18 protein-coding genes and 1 pseudogene are annotated in these 16,974 nt (G+C 70.3%); 9 read left to right on the forward strand and 10 right to left on the reverse strand.

All coding sequences use genetic code 11. The features are described 5' to 3' along the window. Positions 1-20: 20 nt before the first annotated feature. The 3 genes and pseudogenes from ACNYS0_RS28715 to ACNYS0_RS28725 all read right to left on the reverse strand — a co-directional run. Positions 21-296, reverse strand: a pseudogene (locus ACNYS0_RS28715) (winged helix-turn-helix domain-containing protein); the annotation flags it as partial. Between the two features lie 360 nt (positions 297-656). Continuing rightward, the gene (glnII, locus tag ACNYS0_RS28720; protein WP_422477485.1) at positions 657-1,688 is read right to left on the reverse strand and encodes a glutamine synthetase; all 1,032 of its coding nucleotides are present in this window, start codon (positions 1,686-1,688) and stop codon (positions 657-659) included. A gap of 157 nt (positions 1,689-1,845) precedes the next feature. Beyond that, the gene (locus tag ACNYS0_RS28725) at positions 1,846-2,517 is read right to left on the reverse strand and encodes an RlpA-like double-psi beta-barrel domain-containing protein (RefSeq protein ID WP_422477487.1); all 672 of its coding nucleotides are present in this window, start codon (positions 2,515-2,517) and stop codon (positions 1,846-1,848) included. 185 nt (positions 2,518-2,702) lie between these two features. Between ACNYS0_RS28725 and ACNYS0_RS28730 the strand changes: the two genes are divergently transcribed. After that, entirely contained in the window at positions 2,703-3,479 is a 777-nt protein-coding gene (locus ACNYS0_RS28730) for an alpha/beta hydrolase (protein WP_422482802.1), read from the forward strand. 14 nt (positions 3,480-3,493) lie between these two features. Here ACNYS0_RS28730 and ACNYS0_RS28735 read toward each other — a convergent pair whose 3' ends face one another. Further along, the gene (locus tag ACNYS0_RS28735) at positions 3,494-3,862 is read right to left on the reverse strand and encodes an arsenate reductase family protein (RefSeq protein WP_422406918.1); all 369 of its coding nucleotides are present in this window, start codon (positions 3,860-3,862) and stop codon (positions 3,494-3,496) included. Positions 3,863-3,999: 137 nt separating this feature from the next. Here ACNYS0_RS28735 and ACNYS0_RS28740 point away from each other — a divergent pair, with 137 nt between their 5' ends. Then, complete coding sequence (locus ACNYS0_RS28740) at positions 4,000-4,281, forward strand: hypothetical protein (RefSeq protein ID WP_422477489.1); 282 nt, start codon at positions 4,000-4,002, stop codon at positions 4,279-4,281. Between the two features lie 93 nt (positions 4,282-4,374). Here ACNYS0_RS28740 and ACNYS0_RS28745 read toward each other — a convergent pair whose 3' ends face one another. Continuing rightward, on the reverse strand, positions 4,375-5,592 hold the full coding sequence (locus ACNYS0_RS28745) for a winged helix DNA-binding domain-containing protein (protein WP_422482803.1): 1,218 nt from the start codon (positions 5,590-5,592) through the stop codon (positions 4,375-4,377). A 116-nt stretch (positions 5,593-5,708) separates the two neighbouring features. On the opposite strand from ACNYS0_RS28745, the gene ACNYS0_RS28750 reads away from it, so the two are divergent. The 6 genes from ACNYS0_RS28750 (at position 5,709) to ACNYS0_RS28775 (ending at position 11,748) form a co-directional block, all read left to right on the forward strand. Continuing rightward, entirely contained in the window at positions 5,709-6,206 is a 498-nt protein-coding gene (locus ACNYS0_RS28750; protein WP_422477491.1) for a hypothetical protein, read from the forward strand. 17 nt (positions 6,207-6,223) lie between these two features. Next, positions 6,224-7,570: a DUF2252 domain-containing protein gene (locus ACNYS0_RS28755; protein WP_422477493.1), complete on the forward strand. Its 1,347-nt coding sequence runs from the start codon at positions 6,224-6,226 to the stop codon at positions 7,568-7,570. 69 nt (positions 7,571-7,639) lie between these two features. Next, on the forward strand, positions 7,640-8,245 hold the full coding sequence (locus tag ACNYS0_RS28760) for a chemotaxis protein CheB (protein WP_422477495.1): 606 nt from the start codon (positions 7,640-7,642) through the stop codon (positions 8,243-8,245). 11 nt (positions 8,246-8,256) lie between these two features. Then, entirely contained in the window at positions 8,257-10,134 is a 1,878-nt protein-coding gene (locus ACNYS0_RS28765) for a CheR family methyltransferase (RefSeq protein WP_422477497.1), read from the forward strand. Between the two features lie 27 nt (positions 10,135-10,161). Beyond that, positions 10,162-11,010: a GAF and ANTAR domain-containing protein gene (locus ACNYS0_RS28770; protein ID WP_422477499.1), complete on the forward strand. Its 849-nt coding sequence runs from the start codon at positions 10,162-10,164 to the stop codon at positions 11,008-11,010. Between the two features lie 12 nt (positions 11,011-11,022). Continuing rightward, complete coding sequence (locus ACNYS0_RS28775; protein WP_422477501.1) at positions 11,023-11,748, forward strand: ANTAR domain-containing protein; 726 nt, start codon at positions 11,023-11,025, stop codon at positions 11,746-11,748. Between the two features lie 75 nt (positions 11,749-11,823). Here ACNYS0_RS28775 and ACNYS0_RS28780 read toward each other — a convergent pair whose 3' ends face one another. Both ACNYS0_RS28780 and glnA read right to left on the reverse strand, forming a co-directional pair. Further along, positions 11,824-12,336 (reverse strand): DUF1269 domain-containing protein, encoded by a 513-nt coding sequence (locus tag ACNYS0_RS28780; protein ID WP_422477503.1) that lies wholly within the window; start codon positions 12,334-12,336, stop codon positions 11,824-11,826. Positions 12,337-12,507: 171 nt separating this feature from the next. Beyond that, positions 12,508-13,917: a type I glutamate--ammonia ligase gene (glnA, locus tag ACNYS0_RS28785; protein ID WP_422406908.1), complete on the reverse strand. Its 1,410-nt coding sequence runs from the start codon at positions 13,915-13,917 to the stop codon at positions 12,508-12,510. 199 nt (positions 13,918-14,116) lie between these two features. Here glnA and ACNYS0_RS28790 point away from each other — a divergent pair, with 199 nt between their 5' ends. Next, positions 14,117-14,584, forward strand: coding sequence for an RDD family protein (locus tag ACNYS0_RS28790; protein ID WP_422477505.1), 468 nt, complete (start codon positions 14,117-14,119; stop codon positions 14,582-14,584). A gap of 152 nt (positions 14,585-14,736) precedes the next feature. Here the strand turns inward: ACNYS0_RS28790 and ACNYS0_RS28795 are convergent, their stop codons facing one another. From ACNYS0_RS28795 to lipA, 3 genes are all read right to left on the reverse strand, one after another. Then, positions 14,737-15,450 carry a DUF4191 domain-containing protein gene (locus tag ACNYS0_RS28795; protein WP_266720370.1) on the reverse strand — a complete coding sequence of 238 codons (714 nt, stop codon included), beginning with the start codon at positions 15,448-15,450 and terminating at the stop codon, positions 14,737-14,739. Positions 15,451-15,519: 69 nt separating this feature from the next. Then, the gene (locus tag ACNYS0_RS28800) at positions 15,520-15,717 is read right to left on the reverse strand and encodes an SCO2195 family GlnR-regulated protein (RefSeq protein WP_306323515.1); all 198 of its coding nucleotides are present in this window, start codon (positions 15,715-15,717) and stop codon (positions 15,520-15,522) included. A 234-nt stretch (positions 15,718-15,951) separates the two neighbouring features. Beyond that, positions 15,952-16,917 (reverse strand): lipoyl synthase, encoded by a 966-nt coding sequence (gene lipA / locus ACNYS0_RS28805; RefSeq protein WP_422477507.1) that lies wholly within the window; start codon positions 16,915-16,917, stop codon positions 15,952-15,954. Between the last annotated feature and the right edge of the window lie 57 nt (positions 16,918-16,974).

Genomic DNA, 16,974 nt, shown 5'->3' on the forward strand with positions numbered 1-16,974 from the left:
ATCGGCCCCCGGATTTCACCTCAACCGGTGGTGGGCGGCGTGTACTTGTAGCCGACGCGGCGCACCGTACGGATGGTGTCCCGGTACTCGGCGCCGAGCTTCCTTCGCAGCCGGGCGACATGGACGTCGACGGTGCGGCCGTCGCCCACATGCCCGTATCCCCACACGGTGTGGACGAGGGTGTCGCGGGTGTGCACGCGGTGCGGGTGCCCGACGAGGTGGGCGAGCAGCTCGAACTCCAGGTACGTGAGGTCGAGTTGGCGGCCCGCGACGTGCACCGTGCGGCAGGCGGTGTCGACGGAGATGAGCGGGTCGGTCAGCAGGGCAGAGGTCATGGTCGGCTCTTTCGCGCGAGGGAACGTCGGGGAGAAGGACGTACGTCGTGCGCGCGGACCGAAGGCCGTGACGGTCGGTCGGGTCGACGGCTTTAGAGGGCCCGCGCGTTCCTCACGCTGCGACACACACGGTCGAAGTCGTGGTGCTGGCGGGACGGCCAGAACGGCTCGAGGTCGGGTCGACGACCCGTCGAGCTGCTGTTCCGATGGAGACTGGCCATGCCTTCATTGAAACAGATGCTTCACGCATACGAGAGGGCGCCCACACAATGTGGACACCCTCCCGAAGCGGTTGGCCGGATCAGGACCCGGCCGGCGCCGTCAGACCTGGCCGGCCTTGTCGAGCGCGGTGCAGCAGGTGTCGACGAGCAGCCGCGTCACGACGTACGGGTCGACGTTGGCGTTCGGGCGGCGGTCCTCGATGTAGCCCTTGCGGTCCCGCTCGACCTGCCACGGGATGCGGACCGAGGCGCCGCGGTCGGAGACGCCGTACTTGTACTCGTCCCACGGGGCGGTCTCGTGCAGACCGGTGAGGCGGTCGTCGATGCCGGCGCCGTAGTTCTTCACGTGGTCGAGCGGCTTCGAGCCCTCGCCGAGCGACTCGCAGGCGGTGATGATCGCGTCGTAGCCCTCACGCATCGCCTTCGTGGAGAAGTTGGTGTGCGCGCCCGCGCCGTTCCAGTCGCCCTTGACCGGCTTCGGGTCGAGGGTCGCGGAGATCTTGAAGTCCTCGGCGGTGCGGTAGAGCAGCCAGCGGGCGATCCACAGCTGGTCGGAGACGTCCAGCGGGCCCACGGGGCCGACCTGGAACTCCCACTGGCCGGGCATGACCTCGGCGTTGATGCCGGAGATGGCGAGACCCGCCTTCAGGCAGTTCTCGAGGTGGGCCTCGACGACGTCGCGGCCGTGGATCTCGTCGGTGCCGACGCCGCAGTAGTAGCCGCCCTGCGCGGCGGGGAAGCCGCCGACCGGGAAGCCGAGCGGGCGGTCGCCCTCGAAGAAGGTGTACTCCTGCTCGATGCCGAAGATCGGCTCCTGGGCGCCGAACTTCTCCTCGGCCTCGGCGAGCGCGGCACGCGTGTTGGAGCGGTGCGGCGTCATGTCGATGTTCAGGACCTCGCACATGACGAGGATGTCGTCACCGCCGCGGATCGGGTCCGGGTACTGGGCGACCGGCTTGAGTACGAGGTCGGAGGCGTGGCCCTCGGCCTGGTTGGTGGAGGAGCCGTCGAAGCCCCAGAGGGGGAGCGTGTCCAGGCCCTGCGGGGAGCCCGCCATGACCTTCGTCTTCGAACGCAGCTTGGCCGTCGGCTGGGTGCCGTCGATCCATATGTACTCAGCCTTGAAGGTCACGGGGCCACATCCTCATTCACGCGGGTCTCTCGAACTACCGGGACCCTGTCACCAGGGGATTTCCCGGCCGTTGCTCGTTTGTGAACCCCGTGTTACCTGGGTGGCGCGGGGCGGGATGTGGCCCGTGGCCCTGTATGCGATGTGCGGGGTGTGCCGGTTACCCCGCCTTCTCGATGCGGGCGTTGCGGATGAGGAACTTGCCGGGCTCCCTCACCTGCTCGAACGCGGCGTTGTTGAGCAGGACGCAGGAACCGGACGTGGAGGTGACCTCGACGGTCGTGGACTTGTCGTTGTCGAGATTGGTCACCTTCAGCTTGGTGCCCGCGGGGAACTGGTCGCTGGACGCGGCCGGGGCCCCGCCCTCCCCGGAGAGCGTCACCTGCTGCCCGGCGCAGACCTGCTCACCGGAGGCGGCGGAGGCCTGGTCGGAGGCGGCCGGTGCGGAGGCGGAAGCGGATGCCTCCGGCGCGGAGGCGGAGGCGTCGGCCGGCGGGGTGCTCGCGTCCGCGGCGGACCCGCCCCCCGCCCCCGTATCGCACCCGGAGGCCTCCTGTTTCCGTTTGATCTCCGCGATCACCGCTTCGCGGTTGGCGATCCGGGCCTCGGACTGGGCGTCGGGGTTCGCCTTCTGCCCGTCGATGAACTTCTGGTTGTTGGCGAGCGCGGTGTTCAGCCCGTCGCACACGGCCGAGCCCTGCGCGCCGCCCTGGTCGACCTGCGCCGCGTTGCTGGTCGCTGCCAGGGCGAACGCCCCGCCGCCCGCGACCACCGCCGCGGCCGCCGTGAGGGCGAGCCGCTTCCTCGGGCCAAGAGTTCTCCTGCGTGACATGCGCGCCTCCTGTCGTGAGATGCACGTTGTTGCGCACGCCGTTACGTACGAGCACCCGGACCCGAACACTCAACGACCACTTCGGGCGCTCAAGTAACGTGTCTCACAGGTAAGTTGGTGGCGCGCAGGGGAGCGTGGCGACGGTGGCACCGCAACGGGCGTTCTTCGAGGCGTACGACAAGGTCATGGCCAAGTGGCCGGAATCGACCGCGCACCTGGACGTCCCCACCCCGTACGGCTCCACGCACGTCCACACCCTGGGCCCGGCCGACGCCCCGCCCCTCCTCCTGCTCCCCGGCGGCGGCGCGAGCAGCGCAGGCTGGTACGCGAGCGTGGCGGCGCTCGCCGCATCGCGCCGGGTGTACGCGGCCGACCTCGTCGGCGAGCCGGGCCGCAGCGTCGCCGCCCCCGACCGCCCGGTCCGCACGGTCGCCGATCTGTCCGGCTGGCTGGACGCCCTGCTGGCCGGTCTCGACGTCACCGGGCCCGTCGACCTGTGCGGACACTCGTACGGCGCCTGGATCGCGCTCCACTGCGCGCTGCGGGACCCGGGGCGGGTCGGCCGGCTCACCCTGCTCGATCCCACCCGCTGCTACGCCGGGCTGCGGCCCGGATACCTGGCGCACGCCCTGCCGACGCTGCTGCGGCCCGCCCCGCACCGGACCCGGCGGTTCCTCGCGTGGGAGGCGGGCGGGGCCGCGCTCGACGGCGACTGGCTCGCGCTCCAGGAGGCCGCCGCGGGCTTCCCGTCGGTGCGGCCGGTGACCGGCCGGATCCCGTCGCGGGACGCGCTGCGGCCGCTGGGCGACACGGTGCGGGTGGTGCTCGCGGGGGAGAGCAGGGCGCACGACGTGCGGCGCGTGGCCGAACGGGCGGGCCCCGGAACGGTCACCGTCCCGGGCCTCTCGCACCACGCGATGCCACTCCAACTCGGCGCCCGGCTGGCCGAGTTGGTGGCCTAGAACCTGTCGTCGGATCAGGCCTTGCCGCGGCCGATGGCGTCCCGTACCGCGTCCTCGCTGCGGCCCACGACCGCGGTGCCGTCCTCGGCCGTGATGATCGGGCGCTGGATCAGCTTCGGGTGGGCGGCGAGCGCCTCGATCCACTGCTCGCGGCTGTCCGCGTCGCGCGCCCAGTCCTTGAGGCCGAGCTCCTTCGCGTCGGCCTCCTGGGTGCGGGTGATGTCCCACGGTTCGAGGCCGAGCCGGCCGAGCACGGCGCGGATCTCGTCGGGGGCGGGGACGTCCTCCAGGTAGCGGCGCACCGTGTAGTCGGCGCCCTCCGCGTCGAGCAGGGTGAGCGCGCTGCGGCACTTCGAGCAGGCCGGGTTGATCCAGATCTCCATGGGGGCAACGGTACGCGAGTGAAGCCCTGCGGCGACCCTCAAGTCGGCTCTGGCCAGCGGCTTTTGTCAGTGGTCGGCAGTAGAATAGAAGCAGTGTTCGAGGGCTACGGGGGCTCTCGGACGTCCGCGACAGGAGGATGCCTGTGCCCGCTGCCGCCGCTCCGATGCTGATCGATCTGCCGTACACGCCACTCGCCAAGAGGCCGCTCCCCGCGGGGCGCCCCCGCGACTGGTACATCACCCACAACCGCCGCCTGAAGGCCATGCGCCTGGCGATAGCCCTCCTCGACTCCGGCGTCTACCTCCCCACCCAGGCCTCCAACAGCAGGATCCGCGCGACCGCCGACCTCGTCGGCATCCACCCGCCGTCCGACACGACGTGCCACATGGTCCGGGCGCTGATGCGGTACAGCCGGTAGCTTCCTTCGGCCGGGGCGGATTCCCACGTCACGGGCTCCGCCCCGGACCCCGCGCCTCAATCGCCGGCGGGGCTTGATGTGCTCACCCGCCGGTCAGCGCGCAACTGCCAGTTCCTTCTCCAGCGGCGTGCGGAAACGGGGTGTGACCCGGGTTCCGTCCAGCCAGGACGACAAACGATCCGCCTCCGCCGTGATCGCGCGTTCCGCCTTCCGGCCGCCGGAGGTGTCCAGCAACCGCCACACCACCTCGCCGTCCGCCCTCTGCCCCCACCCGCCCACGATCCGGCCGTCCCACCACACCGTCGGGCCGATGTTCCCGCTGCCGTCGAAGAGCGCGGGGCGCAGCTCCGGCGGGCAGTACCAGTCCCGCTCCCGCCAGCCCATCGACGTGGGGTCGAGGCCCGGAAGGAGCGCCGCCCACGGCTCCAAGTCCCCTTCTGGCGCCTCCACTTGGTCCGCCGTCACGTATCCTGTGCCGCCGCCGTCCAGCGACACCGTCACCGCTCCCACCGATGCGAGCGCCCTGCGCACATCCGTGACCTTCCACCCCGTCCACCACTTGAGGTCCGCCTCCGTGGCCGGACCGCACGCCCCCAGCCACCGCCCCAGCAGCTCCGCCTGCGCCCCGGCGACCGGCAGCTCCGGATGCGGCGGCGCCACCGCCCACCGGAACTGCGAGGACGTCCAGGAGCCGAGCGGCCTGCCCCGTACGACCCGCCCCTCCACCCCGAGCACCCGCATGAGCCGCGACGACACCGTCTGCTCGGTTTCGTAGCTCTTGCCGCGCCCGTACGTGAACTGCTCCCGCAACCGCGGCTCGTCCGCCACGAGTTCGCTCACCGTGGCCTCCCCGCGCCGCCCGAGGGCGGCGAGCGCCGACGCCTCCACCTCCGCCAGCCACTCGGGCGTGAGGCGCCCGTCGCTCCCGGCCGCGATGTCCCCCAGCAGCCCGGCCCGCGCCTTCGCCGCCACCGCGAGCCCGGTCGAGGCGTGCACCGTCGCCGCCAGCTCCGCCGGGAACGTGAACACCGTGTGCCGCATGCCGTGCATCCGCACCAGCGTCCGGTCCTCGTACAGCGCCCGCCCGACGTCCGCGACGGTCCCTGAGGCGTCCGCGAGCCGCGCCCCCACCGCCAGATACACGGTCGCCGGGTCCGTCCCGTGCAGCGCCACGAGCGAGCGCGCGACGTCCTCGGCGCGGTCCGCGCGCACCGCGGGGGAGAGACGGTGTGCCAGCGCCAGCCGTACGCGCCGCTCCTCGTCACCGATGTGCCGCACGGGCTCTGTGCTCTTCGTGTTCATGCGGCACATCCTGCCCGCCGCCCCGCGCACGAGGTCACCTGTTTGCCCCCCTTGGCATGCGCCCCGACCCTGCCCCACCGTTGACTTGAGCGACCTGGAGTGGTGGTCGAGCGGAGGTGTCGGCGATGGCGGACGTACGACGAGGCGCACGAGGCGCCCGAGCGGTGGGCGCGGCCCTGTGCGTGGCGGCCCTGACCGTGGCCGCGGCCGGTTGCGGCGACGACGGCGACAACCCCTCCAGCGCCGCGTCGAAGGCCGCGTCCGCCGCGTCCTCGGCCGCGTCCAGGGCCTCCGACGTGGTGGCGTCGGCGACCGCGGAGGCCCAGAAGAAGTTCGACGACTTCAAGGACGGCGTCGACGCCAAGGGCGACGTGAAGCTCGGCGACGTGAAGACCGAAGGCAACCGCACCACCGTGCCCGTCACCGTCGACAACAGCACGTCGGACACCAAGTCGTACGCCGTCCAGGTCGGTTTCAAGAACGGCGACGGCAAGCTGGTCGACACCGTCGTGCTCAACGTGAACGACGTGCCGGGCGGCGACTCCAAGGACGCCACCGCGCGCAGCACCCACTCCCTCGACGGTGACATCACCGCCGAGGTCCCCCGCGCCCTGCGTCATTGACCGAAGGGGCGCCCGCCATGAGCAGCCCCGCCGAACGCGCCGCCGTGGGCAGACGGGCCCGCAAGCACAGCCCCCGCTCCTCGCACGGCCCGTGGATCCCGTCCGCCGACCGCCCCGACCCCGTCGTGACCCTGGAACGGCAGGGCGCCGACCGGCTCCGCGACCTGCTGCCCATCCGCTACGGGCGGATGGCGGCGAGCCCCTTCGCCTTCCTGCGCGGCGCCGCGGCCGTGATGACCGGCGACCTCGCGGCGACACCGCACACCGGGCTCACCGTCCAGCTCTGCGGCGACGCCCACCTGTTGAACTTCGGCCTGTTCGCCGCGCCCGACCGCGCCCTGCTCTTCGACCTCAACGACTTCGACGAGACGTACCCGGGACCCTTCGAGTGGGACGTCAAACGCCTCGCCGCCTCCATAGCCGTCGCCGCCCGCGACAACGGCCACTCCGACCGGCAGGCGCACCACGCCGCCCTCGCCTCCGTCACCGCGTACCGCACGAACATGCGCCGCCTGGCCGCCCTCGGTGAGCTCACCGTCTGGTACGAGCGCATCGACGCCCACGCGCTGCTCCCGCTCATCCGCTCCACCCGGCACCGCCGCCGCGCCGAGCACACCCTCAACCAGGCCACCCGGCGCACCAGCCTGCACGCCCTCGACAAGCTCACCGAGACCACCCCCGACGGCCGCCGCCGCATCGCCTACGACCCGCCGCTCCTCGAACCGGCCGGGGTCTCCGACGCCGCCGCCGTCCGCAAGATGTTCGGCGACTACCGCTCCACGCTCGCCGAGGAACGCCGCCGGCTGCTCGACCGCTACCGCTTCGTCGACGCGGCCCGCAAGGTCGTCGGCGTCGGCAGCGTCGGCACCCGCTGCTTCATCGTGCTGCTCGCCGGGCGCGACGCCGACGACCCGCTGTTCCTCCAGATCAAGGAGGCCACCCGGTCCGTCGTCGAGGACCACATCCCGAACCACGGCCCGTACATCCATCCGGGCCACCGCGTCGTCTCCGGCCAGCGCCTGCTCCAGGCCGCGAGCGACATCTTCCTCGGCTGGATGACCGGGCCGCAGGGCCGCTCCTTCTACTGGCGCCAGCTGCGCGACATGAAGGGCTCCGCCGACGTCACCGTCATGCCGCCCGACGAACTCCTCGCCTACGCCCGGCTGTGCGGCACCGCCCTCGCCCGCGCCCACGCCCGCTCGGGCGACCGGGTCGCCATCGCCGCCTACCTCGGCGGCAAGGACGGCTTCGACCGGGCGGTCGCCGCGTTCGCGCTGCACTACGCCGACCAGACGGTCCGCGATCACGCGGAGCTGCGGGGCGCGATATCGGCGGGGGTGCTGACGGCGGCGCCCGGGGTGTGACGCCCAGTGGTCACAGAGGCGCGCATCGGGCCATGGGCGCGCTCCCCGCGGCACGTCTAGGCTCAAGGTGTGCCGTCACAGCCAAGCACCGACAGTACCGACGACAGCTTCAGCGTCGTCGCCCTCGCCGCGTCCGCGGGCGGCATCCATGCCCTTGTCACGGTCCTCGGCGGGCTCGACGCCGACCTGCCCGTGCCCGTCCTCGTCGTCCAGCACCTGGACCCGCGCCACCGCACCGTCCTCGCGGAGATCCTCGACCGCCGCACCGACCTGCACGTCAAACTCGCCGAAGAAGGCGAAGCGGCCCTGCCCGGCACCGTCTACATCGCGCCTCCCGACCGTCATCTCCTCGTGGGCCCGGACGGCTCCCTCAGCCTCTCCCAGAGCGAACTGGTCCACTTCCTGCGCCCCTCCGCCGACCTGCTCTTCGAATCCGTCGCGGGCGCCTACGGGTCGCGCGCCATCGCCGTCGTCCTGAGCGGCACGGGCAACGACGGAGCCATGGGTGTCGACGCGGTGAAGTCCCGCGGCGGTACCGTGATCGCCCAGGATCCGCGCAGCGCGGAGTTCCGGGGCATGCCGGAGGCAGCGGAGGGTACGGGCACAGTGGACTTCGTGCTGTCGCTGAATGAAATCCCCACGGTTATCCGCGGACTGGTCGACACCAAGCAGTAAGTAGGACAGTGATGAGTGAGGCTGAGGCACGGCGCGACGTGGAGACGGACGAGGAGCTTGAGGATCTGCTCGGCTTCCTTCGGGACGCCCGCGGCTTCGACTTCACCGGCTACAAGCGCTCGTCCCTGGGACGCCGCATCCGCAAGCGCATGGGCGACGTCGGCATCGATTCGTACACCGACTACCGCGACCAGCTGGAGACGAACGCGGATGAATTCAGCGCGCTCTTCAACACCATCCTGATCAACGTCACCTCCATCTTCCGGGACGCGGAGGCCTGGACGTACCTCCAGCGCGAGGTGATCCCCGAGGTGCTGGCCGACCACGGCCCCGAGGACGAGATCAGGGTGTGGAGCGCGGGCTGCTCCAGCGGCGAGGAGGCGTACTCGCTGGCCATCATGTTCGCCGAGGCCCTCGGCATCGAGGAGACCATCAACCGCGTCAAGATCTACGGCACCGACGTCGACGACGAGGCACTGCGCGACGCACGCTCCGGCCTCTACCCGGCCAAGGCCCTTGAACCGCTCTCCGACGCCCTGCGCGAGAAGTACTTCGAGCAGAACGGGGCCCGCTACCTCTTCCGCTCCGACCTGCGCCGCCGCGTCATCTTCGGCCGCCACGACATCACCCGCGACGCCCCCATCTCCCGCCTCGACCTGCTGGTCTGCCGCAACGCGCTGATGTACTTCAACGTCGAGGCGCAGACGCAGATCATCGACCGGTTCCACTTCGCGCTGCGCGAGAGCGGGTTCCTGTTCCTCGGCAAGGCCGAGATGCTGCTCAACGACGCCGACCGTTTCGACGTCGTGAGCATGCGCCAGCGCATCTTCCGCCGCCGGCCCGGCGACTCCTCGGCCCCCTATCAGCCCACCCCGGTGAAGCTGCGCTCCAACCTGGGCGGGGAGATGCAGCACATGGCCCGCAATCGGCAGCTGCGCGACCTGATCCTCGACGCCTCGCCCGGTGCCGCCCTCGCCGTGGACGCCGAGGGCATGGTCGTCCTCATCAACAACCAGGCGCGCGTGCAGTTCGCCCTCACCACGAACGACATCGGGCGTCCCTTCCGGGACCTCGAGATCTCCTACCGGCCCGTCGAGCTGCGGTCACTGATCGACCAGGCCACCCACGAGCGCCGCACGCTGCGGGTCAACGGGGCGGAGCGCCGGGTCGGCGAGGACGTCCAGTACTTCGACATCGTCGTCCAGCCGCTGGTCGGCGCCGGGGGAGTGCCGGCCGCCACCCACATCTCGTTCACCGACGTCACCGTGGCCACCCAGCTCAAGTCCGAGGTGAAGCGGGTCCGCGAGGACCTGGAGACGGCCTACGAGGAACTTCAGTCCACGAACGAGGAGTTGGAGACCACGAACGAGGAACTCCAGTCGTCCATCGAGGAGTTGGAGACGACCAACGAGGAACTCCAGTCCACGAACGAGGAGTTGGAGACCACGAACGAGGAGCTCCAGTCCGGCAATGAGGAACTGGAGACGATGAACGAGGAGATGCGGATCCGCAGCGAAGAGCTCGACGAGACCCGCGCCTTCCTGGAGGGGGTCCTCAGCTCCATCGCGGCCGCCGTCGTCGTCCTCGACAAGAACCTCAGGGTCAAGAGCTGGAACCGGGGCGCGAGCGACCTGTGGGGGCTGCGCCAGGACGAGGCGGTCGACGAACCCTTCTTCGACCTCGACTTCGGGCTGCCCACCCGGCCGCTGCGGGAGGCCGTCGAGGAGTGCGTCAGGACCCGCAGCCGCGGCAACCCGGTGATGGTCGCCGCCGTCAACCGCCTCGGCCGCAGCATCAACTGCACGGTGCAGTGCAGCCCCTTCGACGGACACCGCGGTGGCGTCGTGCTGCTGATGGAAGAGGGCGGCAGGAGCAACGGAGCCTCCTGATCCGCTCCCTGGGCGTACGCTGGGCACATGACCCTCGGGGGGAGCTCGGCAGAGCAGGCGGCGGCCGTCTGGCAGCGAGCGGCCCGCGCCCGTGAGCGCGCAGACCGCGAGCTGGAGCTTGCACGCAAGTACGAGACCGTCGGCGGGGCGGACGAGGGTCGGCTGAACGTCCGCCTGGCGCACATCCACCGGACGAGCGCGCGGCGGCACGAGCTGACCGCGCAGCTCCTCGAGTCCCATGCCCGGAGAGCCGCCCGCTGGGCGGACATCGGAGGGCGGCCGCCGCTGTTCATGACGGGGGTCGCGGAGGCCTGCGGAAGCGAGAGCGCCGCCGTCACCCTCGTCGACATGGAGCGGAACCAGATCGCGACCGCCTCGTCCGACGAGCCCTCGCGTGCCGCGCAGGAACTGGAGTATGTCCTCGGCGAGGGCCCGGCGCGCGACGCGGTGCGCGGCCGCTGCGCGGTCATCGCCTCGCGGGGCGTGCTGGCGGACCGCTGGCCCGGCTACGGTCCCGCTGCCGAAGAACTCGGAATCGGCCACGTCGTCTCCGTGCCCCTGCAATCGGGGGGCAGTTGTATCGGCGCGCTGTCCGCCTTCGACATACGCGCGGACGCCATGTCCGCCACGACCGTCGCTCAGGTCGCCGACTCCCTGACCCGCAATGTTTTCCTCGGTACGGACGCGGTACCCGGCCTTTTCGGAGGTATCGACTACCGCGCCGAGGTCCACCAGGCCGCGGGCATGGTCGCCGTCCAGCTCGGCTGCCGCATCGCGGATGCACTGGAACTGGTCAAAGTACGCGCCTTCGCCGATGGCCGTCCCATCGGTGACATCGCGCAGGATATCGTCCAGGGACGACTCCGACTTGGCTGAGAGGTCTCCACCGTGACACTGCGAGAGCAGGAAGTCGCCGCGGTATTCGCCGAGTTGACCGGTGGAGCCGCGCGCGACCCCTCGGACACGCAAACCCTGCTGGCCACCCTCGCGGAAGGGGGCAGGCGGCTGTTCCACGCGCGCGGGGCGAAGGTGGCGTACGTGCCCGGCGGCCGCGCGCCGCTCCTCACCGAGGGCACCGATTCCTCGCTCGGCGCCCTCGCGGCCGACGCCGCCCGCTGGGGCGAGGGCGCGGGCTACGACGCCCGTACGACGGGCTGCGCCCTCGTGGACGTGGACGTGACGGCGCGCTCCGCCCAGCTGCGCTGGCCGCGCTGGTCCGCGCGCGCCAGGGCCCTCGGCTTCGGCCGGGTCACCGCGCTGCCGCTGCACGGCAGGGAGGAGGAGATCGGCGCGCTGGTCCTGTTCACCGCCGCCGACAAGCCGCTGGACGAGGAGGCGCTCGCCCTGGTGCGGCTCTTCGCCGAGGTCGCGGGGCACACCCTCACGCTCCAGCGCGAGCTGGGCGAATCCCAGGTGCTCGCGGGCCAGTTGGAGCACGCGCTGTCCAGCCGGGTCGTCGTGGAGCAGGCCAAGGGCATCCTCGCCGCCCGCACCGGCCAGTCCCTGGACGAAGCCTTCGCGGGGCTGCGCAGCTACGCGCGCTCCCACCAGCGCAAGCTCGTGGAGGTGGCGCGCGAGGTCACGGAGGGCCGCAGCGACCTCATGGCACGGTAGCCGCGTCCATGCATACGGACGACGACCGCCCCGGTCACTCGGACCGGGGCGGCCGCCCTGCCGCGACTGCGGCGCCTACGCCGAGGCCTGGGCCTTCGCCTGCCCCTCCTGCAACATCTCGCGCAGCGCCTCCTCGTCGTCGTTGCTCAGCGACGTCTGCACCAGCTGACCGCCGTACTGGGCGATCTCCGGCACGACCTTGTCGCGGGCGGCCTGCTTGACGAGGACGAACAGCGCGGCGGCGCCGGGCCGCAGGTTCTGGCTGAGCTCCTTCATGAAGTTGTCGTTGATCCCGGTGTCCGTGACGGCCCCGCCCGCGGCACCCGCGGCGGCGCCCACGGCGGCCCCCAGGAAAGGCACGAGGAAGAGCATCCCGATGACGCTGCCCCACAGCGCGCCGCCCGTGGCGCCCATCGTGGTGTGGTTCACCGCCTGGTGCAGCTTGATCTTCCCGTCGGACTCCCGGCGCTCGACGACGACGATGTCCTCGAGCTCGACGAGGTGCTCCTTGGACATCTCCAGGAGCCGGTTGCGGACCTGGTCGGCGGTGGCGAGGTCGTTATAGGCGACGACGAACAGATTGCTCATGGCGGCACTCCTCCGAGGCTTGTCAGCGTGTGCGACTTGCCCGAGTTTAGGGCGGTTGCCCGCTTTTCGCCCGGCGAGCCTCACGCGCTCCTGACACGGCCGAGGGCCCGGCCTCCCTGGTGGGGGAGACCGGGCCCTCGGCGACGAGCGCGTCCGGAGCTACGGGACGGCTTAGATGTCGAAGTACAGCTCGAACTCGTGCGGGTGCGGGCGCAGCTGGATCGGGGCGATCTCGTTCGTGCGCTTGTAGTCGATCCACGTCTCGATCAGGTCGGACGTGAAGACGCCGCCGGCCTGGAGGTACTCGTTGTCCGCCTCCAGGGCGTCGAGGACCGCGGGCAGCGAGGTCGGGACCTGCTGGACGTTGGCGTGCTCCTCGGGAGCCAGCTCGTACAGGTCCTTGTCGATCGGCTCGGCCGGCTCGATCTTGTTCTTGACGCCGTCGAGGCCCGCCATGAGCAGCGCCGAGAAGGCGAGGTACGGGTTCGAGGACGGGTCGGGCGCGCGGAACTCGACGCGCTTGGCCTTCGGGTTCGAGCCCGTGATCGGGATGCGCATCGCGGCGGAGCGGTTGCGCTGCGAGTACACCATGTTGACCGGCGCCTCGAAGCCCGGGACCAGGCGGTGGTACGAGTTCACCGTCGGGTTGGTGAAGGCGAGCAGCGACGGGGCGTGCTTGAGGATGCCGCCGATGTAGTACCGGGCGGTGTCCGAGAGGCCCGCGTAGCCCTGCTCGTCGTAGAAGAGCGGCTCGCCACCGTTCCACAGCGACTGGTGGACGTGCATGCCCGAGCCGTTGTCACCGAAGATCGGCTTCGGCATGAAGGTCGCGGTCTTGCCGTTGCGCCAGGCGACGTTCTTCACGATGTACTTGAAGAGCATCAGGTCGTCGGCCGCGGCGAGCAGCGTGTTGAACTTGTAGTTGATCTCCGCCTGTCCCGCCGTGCCCACCTCGTGGTGCTGGCGCTCGACCTGGAGGCCCTGCTTGTCCAGCTCGAGGGAGATCTCGGCGCGCAGGTCGGCGAAGTGGTCGACCGGCGGGGTCGGGAAGTAGCCGCCCTTGTAGCGGACCTTGTAGCCGCGGTTGTTCTCCTCGGAGCCCGTGTTCCAGGCGCCGGCCTCGGAGTCGATCTCGTAGAGAGAACGGTTCGCGGAGGTCTCGAAGCGCACCGAGTCGAAGACGTAGAACTCGGCCTCGGGGCCGAAGAACGCGGTGTCGGCGATGCCGGTGGAGGCCAGGTAGGCCTCGGCCTTCTTCGCCACGTTGCGCGGGTCGCGGGAGTACTGCTCGCCCGTGATCGGGTCGTGGATGAAGAAGTTGACGTTCAGCGTCTTGTCGCGGCGGAAGGGGTCCACACGGGCGGTGGTGAGGTCCGCGCGCAGCGCCATGTCGGACTCGTGGATGGCCTGGAAGCCGCGGATCGACGAGCCGTCGAAGGCCAGCTCCTCCGTGGGGTCGAACGCCGCAGCCGGTACCGTGAAGTGCTGCATCACACCCGGCAGGTCGCAGAAGCGAACGTCGACGAACTTGACGTCCTCGTCCGCGAGAAATTTCTTGGCGTCATCGGCGTTCTGGAACATCCAACTCCTCCTACTCCCACCCAGGGAGGGGCGGGGTTGCAGCTCTTGGCAGCTCGATCGCGCGACCGGTGCGGTGGCACACGCTGGGACCTGACGATATGCAGGCGTGATTTCTCAAGCATGACCCATTTGTTTCGCCCAAGTTAACCGGAGCAGGGGTCAGGGCCGCATCAGGAGAGCGGCGCAGTACCGTTGACGCGTGGACAACAGGGAAGCAATGGGATCGTGGCTGTCCGGGCCTCGTGAGGCCATGGAACAGGCGGGCGCCGACTTCGGTTACCGCGGTGAACAGCTCGGTCTGCCCGAGCACGGACCCGGCTCCATCGCGCGCCCCGGACGCCGCATCGGAGCCCTCGTCGTCGACTGGGCGCTGTGCATGCTGATCGCATACGGCCTGGTCACGCACGGCTACAACCAGGCTACGGGCAACTGGGCGCTGCTCATCTTCTTCGCACTCGGCGTGCTCACGGTCGGCACCATCGGCTGCACGCCCGGCAAGCGCCTCTTCGGTCTGCGGGTCGTCTCCGAGGCCGGCGGACGCCTCGGTTTCGGCCGGGTGCTGGCCCGCACGGTGCTGCTGTGCGTCGCCGTCCCGGCGCTGATCTGGGACCGCGACGGCCGCGGCCTGCACGACCGCGTCGCGAAGGCGGTGCAGGTCCGTATTTGAGGGGCGCGGGGAACTGCGCAAACGGAACCACAGCGCCAAGTGAGCCGCACGACAATCAGCACCGGGCACCAGCCCGCGCGGGAACGTAAGAGAGGCGGACCGGAACCACCAGGTTCCGGCCCGCCTCGTTCACGTAGAAGCAGCGGAGCGGTTCAGCGGGCCCGGCCGCCACCGCCCTTGGGCATCTTCATCCCCTTGGGCATCGGACCCTTCGGCAGCGGCATGTTCGACATGAGGTCGCCCATCGCCTTCAGCCGGTCGTTGGTCGCGGTCACCTGGGGGCCGGTCAGTACGCGGGGCAGCTTCAGCATCGTCGTGCGGAGCTTCTTCAGCGGAACCGTTCCCTCGGGTCCCTGGCTCGTGCCCACCACGAAGTCGTGGACCGGGACGTCGGAGACGATGCGGGCCATCTTCTTCTTCTCGGCCGCGAGGAGCGACTTCACCCGGTTCGGGTTGCCCTCCGCGACGAGCACGATGCCGGCCTTGCCGACCGCGCGGTGCACCACGTCCTGGCTGCGGTTCATGGCGACCGCGGGGGTCGTCGTCCAGCCACGTCCGATGTTGTCGAGCACGGCCGCGGCCGCGCCGGGCTGTCCCTCCATCTGCCCGAAGGCCGCCTTCTCGGCTCGGCGCCCGAAGATGATCGCCATCGCGAGGAAAGCGAGCAGGAGGCCGAGAATTCCGAGGTAGATGGGGTGACCGATCAAGAAACCGATCGCGAGGAGGACACCGAAGGTGACGATTCCCACACCCGCGAGTACGAGACCGATCTTGGTGTCGACCCTGCGGGTCATCTTGTAGGTCTGAGCGATCTGCTTGAGCCGCCCGGTGTTAGCAGCGTCCGCTGCAGTTTCCTTCCTCGCCATGTCTTGAAGTCTACGTGGCCGGGGAAGCGGGCAGAACCCGCACCGGTCCCTGGTTCATCCCTGGTTCGATCAGCCCCGCGAAGCGGCGGCCTCCAGGACGCGCTGCGCTTCGACCCGATCCTTGGCGCGGCGGCGGTCCTCCAGGACGGAGGTCCAGGCATTGCGGCGGGCGGTGCGCTGGCCGCTGCTCATGAGCAGCGACTCCACGGCGCGCAGTGCGTCGGTGACGGTCGGGATGGCGGTGGCGCGGACGGGCGCGGCCTGCATGGTTGAGGTCCCCCCTCGAAGGGTGATCACGGCTGTGGCACGGGGTGTACGGGGCGTGATTCCAGAGTCACTGATTGGTGTTACCAGGGCGTGACCGGACGGTCAAACACCAATGAAGCCTTGACGCTCGCGCCGCAAACGCAGACGCGGCCCTGACGGTGCCCCCCATCTGCGGGGATCGTCAGGACCGCGGCTTACCGGCCACTACCGATCAGTAGCCTCTTGTGCGTGAATTCACACGGCCTGCGAGGCGGTGAAGGAGCCCCGCTTCTCCTTGGCCATCTGGAAGAGCCGTCCCGCACGGTACGAGGAACGGACCAGTGGGCCCGACATGACGCCGGAGAAACCGATCTGCTCGGCCTCGTCCTTCAGCTCCACGAACTCCTGCGGCTTGACCCAGCGCTCCACGGGGTGGTGCCGCACGGAGGGGCGCAGGTACTGCGTGATGGTGACCAGCTCGCAGCCGGCGTCGTGCAGCTGGCGCAGCGCGTCGCTGATCTCCTCGCGGGTCTCGCCCATGCCGAGGATCAGGTTCGACTTGGTGACCAGGCCGAAGTCGCGGGCCTCGGTGATGACCTTCAGTGAACGCTCGTAGCGGAAGCCCGGACGGATCCGCTTGAAGATCCGCGGGACCGTCTCGACGTTGTGCGCGAAGACCTCGGGGCGGGAGGAGAAGACCTCGGCCAGCTGCTCCGGGTTCGCGTTGAAGTCCGGGGCGAGCAGCTCCACCTTGGTGCGGCCGTCCGCGCGGTTGGTGGTCTGGCGGTGGATCTGGCGGACCGTCTCCGCGTACAGCCAGGCGCCGCCGTCCTCCAGGTCGTCGCGGGCGACGCCGGTGATCGTGGCGTAGTTCAGGTCCATCGTGACGACGGACTCACCGACGCGGCGCGGCTCGTCACGGTCGAGCGGCTCGGGCTTGCCGGTGTCGATCTGGCAGAAGTCGCAGCGCCGGGTGCACTGGTCACCGCCGATGAGGAAGGTGGCCTCGCGGTCCTCCCAGCACTCGTAGATGTTGGGACAGCCCGCCTCCTGGCAGACCGTGTGCAGGCCCTCGGACTTCACGAGGTTCTGCATCTTGGTGTATTCGGGACCCATTTTCGCCCGGGTCTTGATCCACTCGGGCTTGCGCTCGATGGGGGTCTGAGCGTTACGGACCTCCAGGCGCAGCATCTTGCGTCCGTCGGGTGCGACTGCGGACACGACCGGCTCCCTAAAGCTTTGATTCCTCGGCGTACATCAGGGTACGCCCGTGATGTT

The organism is Streptomyces anthophorae, from assembly GCF_049310305.1.
GTDB lineage: Bacteria > Actinomycetota > Actinomycetes > Streptomycetales > Streptomycetaceae > Streptomyces.